Annotated in this window: 15 protein-coding genes; 8 read left to right on the forward strand and 7 right to left on the reverse strand. The window is 72.3% G+C overall.

From position 1 onward, the window contains the following. Positions 1–97: 97 nt before the first annotated feature. The 5 genes from AC069R_RS09565 to paaA are packed head-to-tail and all read right to left on the reverse strand — an operon-like array spanning position 98 to position 3,756. The gene (locus tag AC069R_RS09565) at positions 98–1,162 is read right to left on the reverse strand and encodes a 2Fe-2S iron-sulfur cluster-binding protein (protein ID WP_478765964.1); all 1,065 of its coding nucleotides are present in this window, start codon (positions 1,160–1,162) and stop codon (positions 98–100) included. Beyond that, complete coding sequence (gene paaD / locus AC069R_RS09570) at positions 1,162–1,716, reverse strand: 1,2-phenylacetyl-CoA epoxidase subunit PaaD (protein WP_478765965.1); 555 nt, start codon at positions 1,714–1,716, stop codon at positions 1,162–1,164. Before paaD ends, AC069R_RS09565 begins: the two co-directional genes overlap by 1 nt. Further along, complete coding sequence (paaC, locus tag AC069R_RS09575) at positions 1,710–2,441, reverse strand: 1,2-phenylacetyl-CoA epoxidase subunit PaaC (RefSeq protein WP_478765966.1); 732 nt, start codon at positions 2,439–2,441, stop codon at positions 1,710–1,712. The genes paaD and paaC overlap by 7 nt, the downstream gene beginning before the upstream one ends. Then, positions 2,438–2,725: a 1,2-phenylacetyl-CoA epoxidase subunit PaaB gene (gene paaB / locus AC069R_RS09580; RefSeq protein WP_190016117.1), complete on the reverse strand. Its 288-nt coding sequence runs from the start codon at positions 2,723–2,725 to the stop codon at positions 2,438–2,440. The genes paaC and paaB overlap by 4 nt, the downstream gene beginning before the upstream one ends. Further along, entirely contained in the window at positions 2,722–3,756 is a 1,035-nt protein-coding gene (gene paaA / locus AC069R_RS09585; protein ID WP_478765967.1) for a 1,2-phenylacetyl-CoA epoxidase subunit PaaA, read from the reverse strand. The genes paaB and paaA overlap by 4 nt, the downstream gene beginning before the upstream one ends. Positions 3,757–4,224: 468 nt before the next feature. On the opposite strand from paaA, the gene AC069R_RS09590 reads away from it, so the two are divergent. Genes AC069R_RS09590 through AC069R_RS09600 form a run of 3 tightly spaced genes read left to right on the forward strand, consistent with a single transcriptional unit; the run spans position 4,225 to position 7,228 of the window. Beyond that, a complete protein-coding gene (locus tag AC069R_RS09590; RefSeq protein WP_478765969.1) occupies positions 4,225–5,160 on the forward strand; it encodes a DUF5819 family protein in 936 nt (311 codons plus the stop codon). Continuing rightward, complete coding sequence (locus tag AC069R_RS09595; protein ID WP_478765971.1) at positions 5,157–6,479, forward strand: HTTM domain-containing protein; 1,323 nt, start codon at positions 5,157–5,159, stop codon at positions 6,477–6,479. Before AC069R_RS09590 ends, AC069R_RS09595 begins: the two co-directional genes overlap by 4 nt. Beyond that, complete coding sequence (locus tag AC069R_RS09600; RefSeq protein ID WP_478765973.1) at positions 6,476–7,228, forward strand: TrmH family RNA methyltransferase; 753 nt, start codon at positions 6,476–6,478, stop codon at positions 7,226–7,228. The genes AC069R_RS09595 and AC069R_RS09600 overlap by 4 nt, the downstream gene beginning before the upstream one ends. Before the next feature lie 117 nt (positions 7,229–7,345). Here the strand turns inward: AC069R_RS09600 and paaN are convergent, their stop codons facing one another. Further along, positions 7,346–9,037, reverse strand: a complete 1,692-nt coding sequence (gene paaN, locus AC069R_RS09605) for a phenylacetic acid degradation protein PaaN (RefSeq protein WP_478765975.1) — start codon at positions 9,035–9,037, stop codon at positions 7,346–7,348. 159 nt (positions 9,038–9,196) lie between these two features. On the opposite strand from paaN, the gene AC069R_RS09610 reads away from it, so the two are divergent. Both AC069R_RS09610 and AC069R_RS09615 read left to right on the forward strand, forming a co-directional pair. After that, positions 9,197–10,711: a 3-hydroxyacyl-CoA dehydrogenase gene (locus AC069R_RS09610; protein WP_478765977.1), complete on the forward strand. Its 1,515-nt coding sequence runs from the start codon at positions 9,197–9,199 to the stop codon at positions 10,709–10,711. After that, entirely contained in the window at positions 10,708–11,295 is a 588-nt protein-coding gene (locus AC069R_RS09615) for a TetR/AcrR family transcriptional regulator (RefSeq protein ID WP_478765979.1), read from the forward strand. Before AC069R_RS09610 ends, AC069R_RS09615 begins: the two co-directional genes overlap by 4 nt. Positions 11,296–11,438: 143 nt before the next feature. Here AC069R_RS09615 and AC069R_RS09620 read toward each other — a convergent pair whose 3' ends face one another. Beyond that, positions 11,439–11,936 carry an Lrp/AsnC family transcriptional regulator gene (locus AC069R_RS09620; protein WP_372504421.1) on the reverse strand — a complete coding sequence of 166 codons (498 nt, stop codon included), beginning with the start codon at positions 11,934–11,936 and terminating at the stop codon, positions 11,439–11,441. 175 nt (positions 11,937–12,111) lie between these two features. Between AC069R_RS09620 and pdhA the strand changes: the two genes are divergently transcribed. Genes pdhA through AC069R_RS09635 form a run of 3 tightly spaced genes read left to right on the forward strand, consistent with a single transcriptional unit; the run spans position 12,112 to position 15,706 of the window. Continuing rightward, a complete protein-coding gene (gene pdhA / locus AC069R_RS09625) occupies positions 12,112–13,266 on the forward strand; it encodes a pyruvate dehydrogenase (acetyl-transferring) E1 component subunit alpha (protein WP_478765981.1) in 1,155 nt (384 codons plus the stop codon). Next, positions 13,263–14,267: an alpha-ketoacid dehydrogenase subunit beta gene (locus AC069R_RS09630; protein ID WP_397984974.1), complete on the forward strand. Its 1,005-nt coding sequence runs from the start codon at positions 13,263–13,265 to the stop codon at positions 14,265–14,267. Before pdhA ends, AC069R_RS09630 begins: the two co-directional genes overlap by 4 nt. Further along, on the forward strand, positions 14,267–15,706 hold the full coding sequence (locus AC069R_RS09635) for a dihydrolipoamide acetyltransferase family protein (RefSeq protein WP_478765983.1): 1,440 nt from the start codon (positions 14,267–14,269) through the stop codon (positions 15,704–15,706). The genes AC069R_RS09630 and AC069R_RS09635 overlap by 1 nt, the downstream gene beginning before the upstream one ends. The last annotated feature ends 45 nt before the right edge of the window (positions 15,707–15,751 follow it).

Here is a 15,751-nt window from a genome sequence, read left to right on the forward strand (position 1 = left end):
GAGCGCCGGTTCCAGGCGCTTGGCCCTCGGCGTCGTAGCGATGCGGGGGTAGTCGGGTTGTCCGCGCCGAAGCCCCGGTGCGTTCCGTGGTGCGTCCTCAGCGGTCGAAGTCCAGCTCCACCTGTTCGGTCAGCGGATGGGACTGGCAGGCCAGTACGTACCCGGCGTCCGTCTCCTCCTCTTCCAGGGCGAAGTTGCGGTCCATGCGGACCTCGCCGGAGACGAGGAAGGCCCGGCAGGTGCCGCAGACGCCGCCCTTGCAGGCGTAGGGCGCGTCGGGTCGGTTGCGCAGGACGGTGTCGAGCAGGGACTCGCCCTCCTGCGCCGGCCAGGTGCCGCCGCGTCCGTCGAGCCGTGCGGTGACCGTGCTGTGCGCGGCCCCCGGCGCGGTGCCCGCCGCGGTAGGTCCCGAGTCCACGTGGAAGATCTCCTGGTGGATCCGGGCGCGGTCCACGCCCAGGCCGCGCAGCGCCCCCTCGGCGCCCTGTACCAGTCCGTAGGGTCCGCACAGGAACCATCCCGCCACCCGCTCCAACGGCAGCAGCGCGGGCAGGAGTTGGCTGAGACGCGGCTGGTCGAGCCGGCCGGAGGGCAGGCCCGCCTGCTGCTCCTCGCGGGAGAGCACGGTCACCAGCTGAAGCCGCTCGGGGTAGCGGTCCTTGAGGTCGGCGACCTCCTCCAGGAACATCGTGGACGCCGCCGTACGGTCACTCCTGATCAGACAGAACCGGGCCTCCGGCTCCCGCGCCAGCAGGGTGGAGACGATGGACAGCACCGGGGTGATGCCGCTGCCGCCGACGATCGCCGCGTACAGGCCCGGCGCGGGTTCCAGGGTGAAGCGGCCGGCGGGGGTCATCACCTCCAGTTCGTCCCCGAGGTTGATCTCCTTCAGCGCGTAGGTGGAGAAGGCGCCGCCCTCCACCAGCCGCACCCCTACGCGCAGGCTGCTCGGGCCCTCGCCGTCCGGGGCGGGCGCGGGGGAGCAGATCGAGTAGGTGCGCCGCACCTCCGTGCCGTCCACCCGGCGGCGCAGTGCGAGGTGCTGGCCGGGTGCGTGCCGGTACTCGGCGCGCAGCTCGGGGGGGACGGTGAGGGTGAGGGCGACGGAGTCGTCGGTGAGCCGGTCGACCGCGGCCACCTGGAGCGGGTGGAAGCGCGCCATCACAACTCCTTGAAGTGGTCGAACGGTTCGCGGCAGGACAGGCAGCGGCGCAGCGCCTTGCACGCGGTGGAGGAGAACCTGCTCAGCAGCTCGGTGTCGGCCGAGCCGCAGTGCGGGCAGTGGACGGGCTCGGCCTCGGTGGTGCCGACGGCCCCGGTGGTCGCGGTGTCGCCGGTGCGGGTCGGGCCCAGGGCCAGTGGTACAGGGCCAGAGGTCTTGCGGGTCCTCGGGGGAGCTATGCCGAACTCCCGCAGTTTGCGGCGGCCTTCGGGGGTGATGTCGTCGGTCGACCAGGCGGGCGTGAGTACCGTACGCACCGAGATTTCGCGCAGGCCGTGTTCCCGCAGGACCCGTTCGATGTCGAGGGACATCGCCTCGATGGCCGGGCAGCCGGTGTAGGTCGGGGTCAGGTCGACCTCGGCGGCCTCGGGGCCGTGCAGGCGCAGCGCGCGCACCACGCCCAGCTCATGGAGCGTCAGCACCGGAAGCTCGGGGTCGGGGACCGAACCGGCCAGCTCCAGGAGTTCCGCCTCCAGGGCGGTGGCGGTCACCATGACGCCCCCGGATGACTGCGGTGCAGATGCTGCATCTCGGCGAGCATCCGGCCGAAGGACTCGGTGTGGATGCCCTGGCGGCCGGCGCCCGCCGACCAGGCTCCGGTGCGGGGCCCCTCGGGGACGGTGAGGGTGGCCCGGCCGAGTACGCGCGTGACCGATTCCAGCCAGCGGGACTCCAGGTCCGCCCAGTCGACGTCCAGTCCCTCCACGGGCTGGAACATCTCCCCGGTGAACCGCCACAGCGCGTCACAGGCGCGGAGCATCCGCTCATGGCTGGTCCCGGTGCCGTCGCCGAGGCGCAGGGTCCACTGTTCGGCGTGGTCGCGGTGGTAGGCGACCTCCTTGACCGCCTTCGCGGCCAGCGGCGCGAACGGGCCGTCTCCGGTGGCGAGTTCGGCGTGCAGCAGGTGCTGGTAGGTGGAGAAGTACAGCTGGCGGGCGATGGTGTGGGCGAAGTCGCCGTTCGGCTGCTCGACCAGCTGGAGGTTGCGGAAGGACCGCTCCTCGCGCAGGAAGGCCAGTTCGTCCTCGTCGCCGGCCAGGGACAGCAGCACGCGGGCCTGGCCGAGCAGGTCGAGGGCGATGTTGGCGAGGGCGACCTCCTCCTCCAGGGCGGGGGCGTGCCCGGCCCACTCCCCCAGGCGGTGGGAGAGCACCAGGGCGTCGTCGCCGAGCGCGAGCGCGGCGGTCACCGGGACGGTGGCGGGGCCGGTGGCGGTCACAGGTGCTTCACCCCTTCCGGGATCTCGTAGAAGGTCGGGTGCCGGTACGGCTTGTCGGCGGCCGGCTCGAAGAAGGGGTCCTTCTCGTCCGGCGAGGACGCGGTGATCGCGGTGGCCGGGACGACCCAGATGGAGACGCCCTCGCCGCGGCGGGTGTACAGATCGCGGGCATTGCGCAGCGCCAGCTCGGCGTCGGGCGCGTGCAGGCTGCCGGCGTGGGTGTGGGAGAGGCCGCGCCGCGAGCGCACGAAGACCTCCCACAGGGGCCAGTCGGTGGTGCTCATGCTCGCTCCGCTCCCGTCGTCAGGTGTCCGGCGGCCTCGGTGCCGCCGCTGTGCTTGGCCGCGTGGGCGGCGGCCGCTTCGCGCACCCACGCGCCTTCGTCATGGGCGCGTTTGCGCTGGGTCAGGCGTTGTTCGTTGCACGGGCCGTTGCCCTTGAGGACTTCCCAGAACTCCGTCCAGTCGATCGGGCCGAAGTCGTAGTGCCCCCGCTTTTCGTTCCACTTCAGGTCGGGGTCGGGGAGGGTGAGGCCCAGGGATTCGGCCTGGGGGACGCAGATGTCGACGAAGCGCTGGCGCAGCTCGTCGTTCGAATGGCGCTTGATCTTCCAGGCCATCGATTGGGCGGAGTGCTGGGACTCGTCGTCGGGCGGGCCGAACATCATCAGCGAGGGCCACCACCAGCGGTCCACCGCGTCCTGGGCCATCGCGTGCTGCTCCGGGGTGCCCCGGCTCAGGGCGAGCAGCAGCTCGTACCCCTGGCGCTGGTGGAAGGACTCCTCCTTGCAGATCCGGACCATGGCGCGGGCGTACGGGCCATAGGAGCAGCGGCACAGCGGTACCTGGTTGGTGATCGCGGCGCCGTCCACCAGCCAGCCGATCGCGCCGACGTCGGCCCAGGTCAGCGTGGGGTAGTTGAAGATCGAGGAGTACTTCTGGCGGCCGCTGTGCAGCTTGTCGAGCAGTTCGTCCCGGCCGGTGCCGAGGGTTTCCGCCGCGCTGTACAGATACAGGCCGTGTCCCGCCTCGTCCTGGACCTTGGCCATCAGGATCGCCTTGCGGCGCAGGGAGGGCGCTCGGGTGATCCAGTTGGCCTCCGGCTGCATCCCGATGATTTCAGAGTGTGCGTGCTGGGCGATCTGGCGGACCAGGGTCGCGCGGTAGGCGTCGGGCATCCAGTCGCGTGGCTCGATGCGCTCGTCGGCGGCCACCGCCGCGTCGAAGACGCGCTGGTATTCCGCCTCGTCCCCGGCGGTGTTCCGGGCGCCGTCCGCCTCCGGGCGGGCCGTGCCCTGCGCGGCTGCTGTGGCCATGCGATCCCCCTGACCTCGGGCTCTGCGATGGGACTGTCCCGACCGATCGTTCGGTCCGTGCGAATCAATGGTGTGCCGGGCCGCCGGACAGTGTCAACCGCTGTGGAAAACTCCGCGCGGAACCTGTGGACAGCGGAACCTGTGGACAAGTGCGGCGACGCATGCGATGCGCGGACCGTCGGCGAAAGTGCGGACCGGTCCCGCGGAATGCGCGGACCGGTGGGATCCGCGGGCGAGGGGTTTCCGGGTGGGCGGTGTCTGTGGACGAAGCGTGCGGAGACGGGAGGGTCCGGCCCCCGGGGCTGCGCTCGGCGGCAGGGGCTGAGTACCGTTCCGTGCATGTGCCGCGATGGGCGCTCGTGCACCGTGCGGCGCCTGTGCCGGGCGGCCGTATCGGATGGGGCGGCTCCGCGGGGCCGTCCCGGTGGGCCGACCCACGACTGAGCCGGAATTGGGGAACGGGGCGGAATGGACGCGTACGACGAGGACTCGGGGGCCGCGCGCGGCCCGGACGGGCCGGCCGGGGCGCGTCCCCCGGAGAAACCAGAGGTACCGGACAACCCAGAGGTACCGGACAACCCAGAGGCCCCGGAAAATCCGGGAGGCCCTGAGAAACCGGAGCGCGAGGAGCACGCGGAGCGCCCGGAGCGCCCGGAGAACGAGAAGCGCGCGGAGCCCCCGGAGAACGAGGGGCACCCGGAGTGCCCGGAGCACGAGGAGCGTCCGCAGAGCGCGGTTCCGCGTCACGACCCGGTCCGCCGCGGTCTCGCCGCCCTCTCCCGCCGCTACCAGATCGTCGCCGCGCTGGCGGTCGCCGTCGTCGCCGTCGGCGTCGGGGTGCATCTGCTGATGGTGTTCCTGAGCCTCGCGCCGCAGAACACGGTGTCGAAGCAGCACGAGAAGGCCGTCGAGGCATGGGTGTTCCCGGAGTTCGAGCAGAACTGGAAGCTGTTCGCCCCCAATCCGCTGCAACAGAACATCGCCGTGCAGGTGCGCGCCGAGGTGCGGATGAAGGACGGCAGTGTGCGCACCACCGGCTGGACCGACCTGTCCGCCCAGGACGGCGCCGCCATCGAGCACAACCCGGCGCCCAGCCACACCCAGCAGAACGAACTGCGCCGCGCCTGGGACTTCCTCACCGCGACGCACACCGCGGACAACCGTCCCGTCGGCATGCGCGGTGCCCTGTCGGAGCAGTACCTGCGCCGGATCGCGGTGATGCGCCTGTACCGCACCGATCCGACCAGCCGGATCGGTGTCATACAGCGGGTGCAGATGCGCTCCTGCACCATCAATGTGCAGCCCCCCTCATGGAGCGGTGAACAGGTGTCCGACAAGCCCCTCTACCGCGTGCTGCCCTGGTGGACGGTGAGCGCCGCCGAGGCCGCCGGAGGTGTGCGGTGAACCAGTTCTCCAAGGCCCTGTCGCGCGGGCTCGCCCGTGTCACCGAGGCGGCGCTCGGGCCGTACCAGAGCGCCGTGATCCGGATCGGCTTCGCCGGTACCTGGCTGTTCTTCCTGCTGCGCGAGTTCCCCCACCGCCAGGAGCTGTACGGCCCGGACGGTCCCTGGGGCTGGAACATGGGCCGGCAGCTGATCATGGACAACCACGCCTTCACGGCCCTCATCTGGTCGAGCGGGCAGCTGTGGTTCGAGTGCTTCTACCTGCTCGCGATCCTTGCCAGCGCCGCGCTGCTGCTCGGCTGGCGCACCCGTACGGCCTCGGTGCTGTTCATGGTGGGCGTCCTGTCGCTCCAGAACCGCAGCGTCTTCGTCGGCGACGGCGGCGACAACGTGCTGCACCTGATGGCCATCTACCTCGTGTTCACGCGCTGCGGGCAGGTTTGGTCCCTCGACGCGCGGCGCAGGGCGAGCGCCGAGCGAATTCCCGCCGACCGGATTCCCGCCGACGGCCGGTCCACCCCCGATCCGGCCGCCGACGGCCGGTCCGCCCCCGATCCGGCCGTCACCGACCGATCCACCCCCGGCCTGGCCGTCCCCGACCGGACCCCCACCGACTGGACCGGCCTCATCCTGTGGACTCTCCTCGGGATCGCGCTGGTCACGGTGACCGCGGCCGGTCTGCTTTTCGACAACTCCTGGCTGATCCCCGTCCTGCTGTGGGCGGCGTGGGCGGGGCTCGGCCTGTGGTGGCTGGTCCAGCGTCTGGCGCGTACGGCCGAGCCGCGGATCCTGCTGGACGTGATCGCCAACGTCCTGCACAACGGCGCCCTCGTGGTGATCATGGCGGAGGCGTGCCTGATCTACGCCACGGCCGGCTGGTACAAGATCCAGGGCTCGCGCTGGCAGGACGGCACCGCCGTCTACTACCCGCTGCACCTCGACTACTTCTCGCCCTGGCCCGCCCTCGCCGATCTGCTGTCCGCCAGCGGCACCATGCTGATGATCGTGGCGTACGGCACCGTCATCGTGCAGGTCGCCTTCCCCTTCACCCTGCTCAACCGGCGGGCCAAGAACGTGCTGCTGGTGTTCCTGATGCTGGAGCACTTGGTGATCGCGGTCGTACTGGGCCTGCCGTTCTTCTCGCTGGCGATGATCACCGCGGACGCGGTCTTCCTGCCGACCTCCTTCCTGCGCCGGGTCGGGGCCCTCGCGGCTCGCGCGCGGGGACGGTTCGTCAAGGACGGCGGCGCGGACGGTACGGTGCCCGCGCCCCGCTCCCCGGAGGACAGCACGCCCGGACGCGTAGGGTTCACGGCATGACCGACCCGTTGATCCGCTGGCGTGAGCACGCCGGCGGTGCCGTACTGCTCGACGGTTTCCACGCCCTCAAGCACGCGCTGCGCTTCGGCGCCGAGGTGCCGGTGGCGGTCACCACCGACCGGAGGGCCGCGCTCGCCCTGGCCGGGGAACTGGCCGGGGACGTACGGGAGACCCTGGACGCGCTGCTCACCGAGGTGCCCGAACAGACGTACGCCGCGCTCGTGGCCCGCCCCCATCCGACGGGGGTCGCCGCGCTCGCCGTACGGCCCTCACGCGAGGCACAGCTGGCCGCGCTCGCCCGGATGCCGCGCACCGCCCCCGTGGTGGTCCTCGACAACCCGCGCAACCTCGGCAACGCGGGCGCCGTGATCCGGCTGGCCGCCGGTTTCGGGGCCACCGGCGTGGTCACCACCGGCACGCTCGACCCCTGGCATCCCACGGTGGTGCGCGGCGGCGCGGGCCTGCACTTCGCGACCGCCGTGGAGCGCCTCGGCGTCGGCGAGCTGCCGCCCGGCCCGCTGTTCGCCCTGGACCCGGAGGGCGAGGACATCCGGGGCACCGAGCTGCCCGACGACGCCGTCCTCGCGTTCGGTTCGGAGCGCACCGGTCTCTCGGCGGAGGTACGCGCGCGTGCCGACCATCTGCTGCGGCTGCCGATGCGCCCCCAGGTCTCCAGCTACAACCTCGCCACCAGCGTGGCGATGACGCTGTACCACTGGAGCGCCACCGCGGGCGCACCCGCCGACTAGCCTTCGCCGCCGTCGGGAAACGAAACCCGACGGGGAGAAACCCGAAAGGGAATCCCGCCGGGGAGAAGACGATGAGAGAGGCCGTCGGGGGACGCGCTCCCCCGACGGCCTCACCCCCTAGCCCTGCCGGCGCACCTCGACCACCCGGAACCGGTTGGCCACGAAGGCGCCGTCGCACAGGGCCGCGTTCGCCGCCGGGTTGCCGCCCGAGCCGTGGAAGTCGGAGAAGGCGGCCGTCTGGTTCACGAACACCCCGCCGGTGAGGTTGAAGGACAGCTGGGCGGCCTCCTCCAGGCACACCTCCTCGACGGCCCGCTCCACATCGCCGTCGGTGGTGTACGCGCCGACCGTCATCGCGCCCTTCTCGCGGACCGTGCGCCGCAGCAGCTCCACCGCGTCGGTCGCCGAGTCGACGGCGACCGCGAAGGAGACGGGGCCGAAGCACTCGCTCATGTACGCCGCCTCGGCGTCCGGCTTGGCGCCGTCCAGCTTGACGATCACGGGGGTGCGCACCACCGCGTCCGGGAACTCCGGGTTGGTGATCTCCCGCGAGGCGAGGGCGACCTCGCCGAGGCCCGCCGCGGCCTCCAGACGGGCCTTGACGTCCGGGTTGACGATGGCGCCCAGCAGCCCGTTGGCCCGCGCGTCGTCGCCGAGCAGGCCGTCGACCGCGCGGGCGAGGTCGGCGGTGACCTCGTCGAAGGTCTTCGGGCCCTGGTCGGTGTGGATGCCCTCCCGCGGGATCAGCAGGTTCTGCGGGGTGGTGCACATCTGGCCGCTGTACAGGGACAGCGAGAACGCCAGGTTGGAAAGCATGCCCTTGTAGTCGTCCGTGGAGTGCACGATCACCGTGTTGACGCCGGCCTTCTCGGTGTAGACCTGCGCCTGGCGGGCGTTGGCCTCCAGCCAGTCGCCGAAGGACGTCGAACCGGTGTAGTCGATGATCCGGATCTCCGGGCGGGTCGCGAGCGCCTTGGCGATGCCCTCACCGGGACGCTCGGCGGCCAGGGCGACCAGCTCGGCGTCGAAACCGGCCTCGGAGAGCACCTCGCGGGCGATCCGCACGGTCAGCGCGAGCGGCAGCACCGCGCGCGGGTGCGGCTTGACCAGGACCGCGTTGCCGGTCGCCAGGGAGGCGAACAGGCCCGGATAGCCGTTCCAGGTCGGGAAGGTGTTGCAGCCGATGACCAGGCCGATGCCGCGCGGCACCGGCGTGAAGTTCTTGGCCAGCACCAGCGGGTCGCGCTTGCCCTGCGGCTTGGTCCACTCGGCGGACTCGGGGGTGCGGACCTGCTCCGCGTATGCGTATGCCACCGCCTCCAGGCCGCGGTCCTGGGCGTGCGGGCCGCCCGCCTGGAACGCCATCATGAAGGCCTGGCCGCTGGTGTGCATGACCGCGTGCGCGAACTCGTGCGTCCGGTCGCTGATCCGCTTGAGGATCTCCAGGCAGACCACGGCGCGCACCTCGGGGCCCGCGTCCCGCCAGGCCGGCTGTCCGGCCTTCATCGCGGGCAGCAGTACGTCCAGGTCCGCGTGCGGGTAGCTCACGCCCAGCTCGATGCCGTACGGCGAGACCTCGCCGCCCACCCAGTCGTCCGTGCCCGCCTGGCCGAGGTCGAGGCGGGTGCCCAGCAGGGCGTCGAAGGCGGCCTTGCCCGCGGCCGCGTCCAGGCTGCCGTGTTCGCCGTACGCCTTGGGGTGCTCGGGGTGCGGGGACCAGTACGCGCGCGTGCGGATCGCTTCCAGGGCCTGGTCGAGAGTGGGCCGGTGCTTCGCGATCAGCTCGGGGACGGTCAGTTCGGCGGCCATGCGGGACCAACTCCTCGTCTGGAGAACTCGCCTTCGAGTTCAGGACCTGGCGGAAAGAGCAGCGGGATGGGACGGTCAGGGCTAGAGTAACCGAACGATCGGTCGGTTCAAGGGGGTCCGCCGCATCTGTGGAAAACCCCGTGCGGGAGGATCGCGCACATGACAGCACTCGACCTCAGCAGCCCCGTGGCAGTCGTCGGCACCGGCACCATGGGCCAGGGCATCGCCCAGGTCGCACTGGTCGCCGGCCACCCGGTGCGGCTCTACGACACCGCGCCCGGCCGGGCCGGTGAGGCGGCCGCGGCGATCGGCGCCCGCCTGGACCGGCTGGTGGAGAAGGGCCGGCTCGACGCCGCCGTCCGGGACGCGGCCCGTGCCCGGCTCGAACCCGCGGACGCGCTCGCGGAGCTGGCCGGCTGCGGCCTCGTCGTGGAGGCCGTGCTGGAGCGGCTGGACGTCAAGCAGCAGCTGTTCCGCGAGCTGGAGGACATCGTCGCCGAGGACTGCCTGCTCGCCACCAACACCTCCTCGCTGTCGGTGACGGCGATCGGCGGCGCCCTGCGCCATCCGGGCCGCTTCCTCGGCCTGCACTTCTTCAACCCGGCGCCGCTGCTGCCGCTGGTCGAGGTCGTCTCCGGGTTCGCCACCGACGTCACCTCGGCCACGCGCGCGTACGAGACCGCCCGCGCCTGGGGCAAGACCCCGGTGGCCTGCGCGGACACCCCCGGCTTCATCGTCAACCGCATCGCCAGGCCCTTCTACGCCGAGGCGTTCGCCGTCTACGAGGCCCAGGGCGCCGACCCGGCCACCATCGACGCGGTCCTGCGCGAGTCGGGCGGCTTCCGTATGGGCGCGTTCGAACTCACCGACCTGATCGGCCAGGACGTCAACGAGGCGGTGACGCACTCGGTGTGGCAGTCCTTCTTCCAGGACGTGCGGTTCACCCCCTCGCTGGCCCAGCGCCGCCTGGTGGAGTCCGGCCGCCTGGGCCGCAAGGCCGGCCACGGCTGGTACGACTACGGGGAGGGCGCCGAGAAGCCCGAACCGCAGACCGCCGACAAGGAGCAGCCGCCCGCCTATGTGCTCGCCGGGGGCGATCTCGGCCCCGCCGCCGAACTGCTCACGCTGATCCACGAGGCGGGCATCGAGATCCGCGAGGAGGACGGCGACGAGGACGGCCACCTGGAGCTGCCCGGCGGCGGCCAGCTGGTCCTCGCCGACGGCCAGACCTCGGTGGAGTTCCGCGACGTCGTCTACTTCGACCTCGCCCTCGACTACCGCAAGGCCACCCGTATCGCCCTGTCCGCCTCCCAGGACACCTCGCCGGCCACCCTCGCCGAGGCCGTCGGCCTGTTCCAGGCGCTCGGCAAGGACGTCAGCGTCATCGGCGACGTCCCCGGCATGATCGTGGCGCGCACGGTCGCCCGGATCATCGACCTCGCCCATGACGCGGTCGCCAAGGGCGTCGCCACCGAGGAGGACGTCGACACCGCGATGCGCCTGGGCGTCAACTACCCGCTCGGCCCCTTCGAATGGGACCGCAGGCTGGGCGACGAGTTCGCCTACGACGTCCTGGACGCGATGCACGAGCGCGACCCCTCCGGACGCTACGCGCCCTCCCTCGCGCTCTACCGCCACGCCTATGCCGACGACAAGCGGGAGGGCACCTCATGACCACGCCCAGGCGCGACACGTACACCCCCGAGACACTGCTCACCGTCGCCGTCCAGGTCTTCAACCAGCGCGGTTACGACGGTACCTCCATGGAGCACCTGTCCAGGGCGGCCGGCATCTCCAAGTCGTCGATCTACCACCATGTCAGCGGCAAGGAGGAGCTCCTGAAGCGGGCCGTCAGCCGCGCCCTGGACGGCCTTTTCGCCATCCTGGAGGAGCCGGCGGCGCGCGAGGGGCGGCCCGTGGAGCGCCTGGAGCACGTCGTGCGGCGCATGGTCGAGGTGCTCATAGCCGAACTGCCCTATGTGACGCTGCTGCTGCGGGTGCGCGGCAACACCGCCACCGAGCGCTGGGCGCTGGAGCGCCGCCGCGACTTCGACCACCGGGTCGCCGAGCTGCTCAAGGCGGCCGCCGCCGACGGGGACGTACGCCCCGACGTGGAGGTGCGGCTGGCCACCCGGCTGGTCTTCGGCATGATCAACTCCATTGTGGAGTGGTACCGGCCGGAGGCCCGCGGCGCCTCGGGCCGCGAGGTGGCCGACGCGGTCGTCCAGCTGGTCTTCTCCGGCCTGCGCAAGGCCTGACCGGGCTCCGGCCGCGCGGGGCGGCGCGATCTTGCGATGATCAGGGAAAACGGCCCGGCCAAGTCGGATGAACGGCCTGGCCGAGCCGGAATATCGGCCTGAAGAGTCGGAAAATCGGCCCGGCCGGTTCCGGAAAAGGGCGCCTATGCGTCCGGTTCCAGGTCCTCCTCCTCGAACACCAGCAGCGTGCGGGTGCTCAGCACCTCCGGGATCGCCTGGAGCCGGGTGAGCACCAGCTCGCGCAGCGCCCGGTTGTCGGGCGTGTGCACTAGCAGCAGGACGTCGAAGTCGCCGCCCACCAGCGCGATGTGCGAGGCACCGGGCAGCTGGCGCAGCTGCTCGCGGACCGTGCGCCAGGTGTTCTGGACGATCTTCAGCGTGATGTACGCCGAGGTGCTGTGCCCGGCCCGCTCATGGTCCACGCGGGCGCCGAAGCCCCGGATCACCCCGTCCTCGACCAGCCGGTTGATGCGCGCGTAGGCGTTGGCCCGCGAGACGTGGACGCGTTCGGCGACCGACCGTATCGAGGCGCGGCCGTCCGCCTGGAGGATGCGCAGGATGTCCTGATCGATGGCGTCCAGCGGCCGGGCCGGCGGCGGCAGCGCGTCCTGCGCCGTCTCGGCCATTTGTTCAGGTGCCATGTCCCCCCGCTTCATCGCCGTGGACGTCCTGCGTTCATTGCAGGCTGTGGAGAACCGTTTGTCCACAGCCTGGAGGCGCCTGTAGCCAAAATGTGCCGACGACCGAACAATCGGTAGGTGAGGCGGGTCACAGCCGACACGCCTCCCGTAGCCGCTCCCACGAGGAGGTGCCGTCATGACGGTTCTGGAGCAGCGGGGCGCGTACCGGCCATCGCCGCCGCCCGCCTGGCAGCCCCGTATGGACCCCGCGCCGCTGCTGCCCGACGCCGAGCCGTACCGCGTCCTCGGCACCGAGGCGGCCGCCAAGGCCGATCCCGATCTGCTCCGCAGGCTCCATGCCCAGCTGGTGCGCGGCCGCCGTTACAACACGCAGGCCACTGCGCTCACCAAGCAGGGCCGCCTCGCCGTCTACCCGTCCAGCACCGGCCAGGAGGCCTGCGAGGTCGCCGCCGCCCTGGCCCTCGAAGACCGCGACTGGCTCTTTCCGAGCTACCGCGACACCCTGGCCGTCGTCGCCCGCGGCGTGGACCCGGTCGAGGCCCTCACCCTGCTGCGCGGCGACTGGCACACCGGCTACGACCCGTACGCGCACCGGGTCGCCCCCCTCTCCACTCCGCTGGCCACCCAGCTGCCGCACGCCGTCGGCCTCGCCCACGCCGCCCGTCTCAAGGGCGACGACGTGGTCGCGCTCGCCATGGTCGGCGACGGCGGCACCAGCGAGGGCGACTTCCACGAGGCGCTGAACTTCGCCGCCGTCTGGCAGGCACCCGTCGTCTTCCTGGTGCAGAACAACGGCTTCGCCATCTCCGTCCCGCTCGCCAAGCAGACCGCCGCGCCCTCCCTGGCCCACAAGGCCGTCGGCTACGGCATGCCCGGCCGCCTGGTCGACGGAAACGACGCGGCCGCGGTGCACGAGGTGCTCACCGACGCCGTCCGGCACGCCCGCGCGGGCGGCGGACCCACGCTGATCGAGGCGGTCACCTACCGCATCGACGCGCACACCAACGCCGACGACGCCACCCGCTACCGGGGCGACGCCGAGGTCGAGGCCTGGCGCGCGCACGACCCGGTGCGCCTGCTGGAGACGGAGCTGACCGAACGCGGCCTGATCGACGAGGCCGGCCTGGAGGCCGTCCGAGAGGACGCCGAGGCGATGGCCGCCGACCTGCGCGAGCGGATGAACCAGGACCCCCAGCTCGACCCGATGGACCTCTTCGACCACGTCTACGCCGAGACCACCGCCCAACTGCGCGCACAGCGGGACCTGTTGCGGGCCGAGCTGGCGGCCGAGCAGGACGGGCCCGACCAGCAGGAAGGCGACCGCCGATGACCACCGTGGCCGTCAAGCCCGCCACCATGGCCCAGGCCCTCACCCGCGCGATGCGCGACGCGATGGCCGCCGACCCGTCCGTGCACGTGCTCGGCGAGGACGTCGGCACCCTCGGCGGCGTCTTCCGCGTCACCGACGGGCTCGCCAAGGAGTTCGGCGAGGACCGCTGCACCGACACCCCGCTCGCCGAGGCCGGCATCCTCGGCGCCGCCGTCGGCATGGCCATGTACGGCCTGCGTCCGGTCGTGGAGATGCAGTTCGACGCGTTCGCCTACCCGGCGTTCGAGCAACTGGTCAGCCATGTCTCCCGGATGCGCAACCGCACCCGCGGCCGGATGCCCCTGCCGATCACCGTCCGCATCCCCTACGGCGGCGGCATCGGCGGCGTCGAGCACCACAGCGACTCCTCCGAGGCGTACTACATGGCCACCCCCGGCCTGCGCGTGGTCACGCCTGCGACCGTCGCCGACGCCTACGGCCTGCTGCGCCAGGCCATCGCCTGCGACGACCCGGTCGTCTTCCTGGAGCCCAAGCGGCTCTACTGGTCCAAGGACACCTGGAACCCCGAGGAGCCGGCCGAGGTCGAGCCGATCGGGCGCGCGGTGGTCCGGCGCACCGGCCGCAGCGCCACGCTGATCACCTACGGCCCCTCCGTGCCCGTCTGCCTGGAGGCCGCCGAGGCCGCGCGGGCCGAGGGCTGGGACCTGGAGGTGGTCGACCTGCGCTCCCTGGTGCCGTTCGACGACGAGACGGTCTGCGCCTCCGTGCGGCGCACCGGCCGCGCGGTCGTGGTGCACGAGTCCACCGGATTCGGCGGGCCGGGCGGCGAGATCGCGGCCCGCGTCACCGAGCGCTGCTTCCACCACCTGGAGGCCCCCGTGCTGCGTGTGGCCGGGTTCGACATCCCCTACCCGCCGCCCATGCTGGAGCGGCACCATCTGCCCGGCGTGGACCGCGTCCTGGACGCCGTGGCCCGGCTCCAGTGGGAGGCCGAGGGCTGATGGCACAGGTGCTGGAGTTCAAGCTGCCCGACCTCGGCGAGGGACTGACCGAGGCGGAGATCGTGCGCTGGCTGGTCCAGGTCGGTGACGTGGTCGCCGTCGACCAGCCGGTGGTCGAGGTCGAGACGGCCAAGGCGTCGGTGGAGGTCCCCTGCCCCTACGGCGGCGTGGTCACCGCCCGCTACGGCGACGAGGGCACCGAACTCCCGGTCGGCGCCCCGCTCCTGACGGTCGCGGTCGGCGCGCCGGACGCGGAGCCCACGGCCGGATCGGGCAACGTCCTGGTCGGGTACGGCACCTCCGAGGCCCCCGGCCGGCGCCGCAGGGTGCGGCCCGCGGCCCTGACCGGCGGCGGCGCGCGCGGAAACGGAGCCACGGGCGCGAAGGCCGCGGCGAACGGCACCAGGGGCGCGAGCGCGGGCGTGAACGGCAGCGCCGCCGCGCCGGTGTCGAGCCTGCCTGTCGCAGCGGTGCCGCCCGGCGGGCCCGTGCCCGTGATCTCCCCGCTGGTCCGCAGGCTGGCCCGCGAGGGCGGACTGGATCTGCGGCAACTGGCGGGCTCGGGCCCGGACGGACTGATCCTGCGCGCCGACGTGGAGCGCGCCCTGCGGGCCGGCGCGGGCCAGGATGCCGGTCGTCAGGACGGCGGTCGTCACGGCGGCGGTCGTCAGGACGCCGGTCGTACGGCCGGGGTCCCCGCCGCGGCCGCGCCCGGCCGGGAGGAGACGACGGTCTCGGTGACGGTCCGCAGCGAGGAGCGCATCCCCCTCAGGGGCATCCGCGGTGCCGTCGCCGACAAGCTGTCCCGCAGCCGCCGGGAGATCCCGGACGCGACCTGCTGGGTGGACGCCGACGCCACGGAACTGATGCGCACGCGGGCCGCGATGAACGCGGCGGGAGGCCCGAAGATCTCGCTCGTCGCGCTGCTCGCCCGTATCTGCACCGCGGCCCTCGCGCGGTTCCCGGAGCTGAACTCCTCGGTCGACACCGAAGCCCGCGAGATCGTCCGGTACCCGTATGTCCACCTCGGCTTCGCGGCGCAGACCGAGCGCGGCCTGGTCGTGCCGGTCGTCCGGGACGCCCATGCCCGCGACGCGGAGTCGCTGACCGGCGAGTTCGCCCGGCTCACCGAGGCGGCCCGCGCCGGGACGCTGACCCCGGCGGAACTCACCGGCGGCACCTTCACGCTGAACAACTACGGCGTCTTCGGCGTCGACGGCTCCACGCCGATCGTCAACCACCCCGAGGCGGCCATGCTCGGCGTCGGCCGGATCGTCCCCAAGCCGTGGGTGCACGAGGGCGAGCTGGCGGTGCGCCAGGTCGTCCAGCTCTCGCTCACCTTCGACCACCGGGTGTGCGACGGCGGCACGGCGGGCGGCTTCCTGCGGTACGTGGCGGACTGCGTGGAACAGCCGGCGGTGCTGCTGCGCACCCTGTGACCCGCCGGGCTCCCGTGAGCCCTTGGTTCCCTGCGACCGGCCCGG

The organism is Streptomyces sp. NPDC043952 (assembly GCF_056435325.1).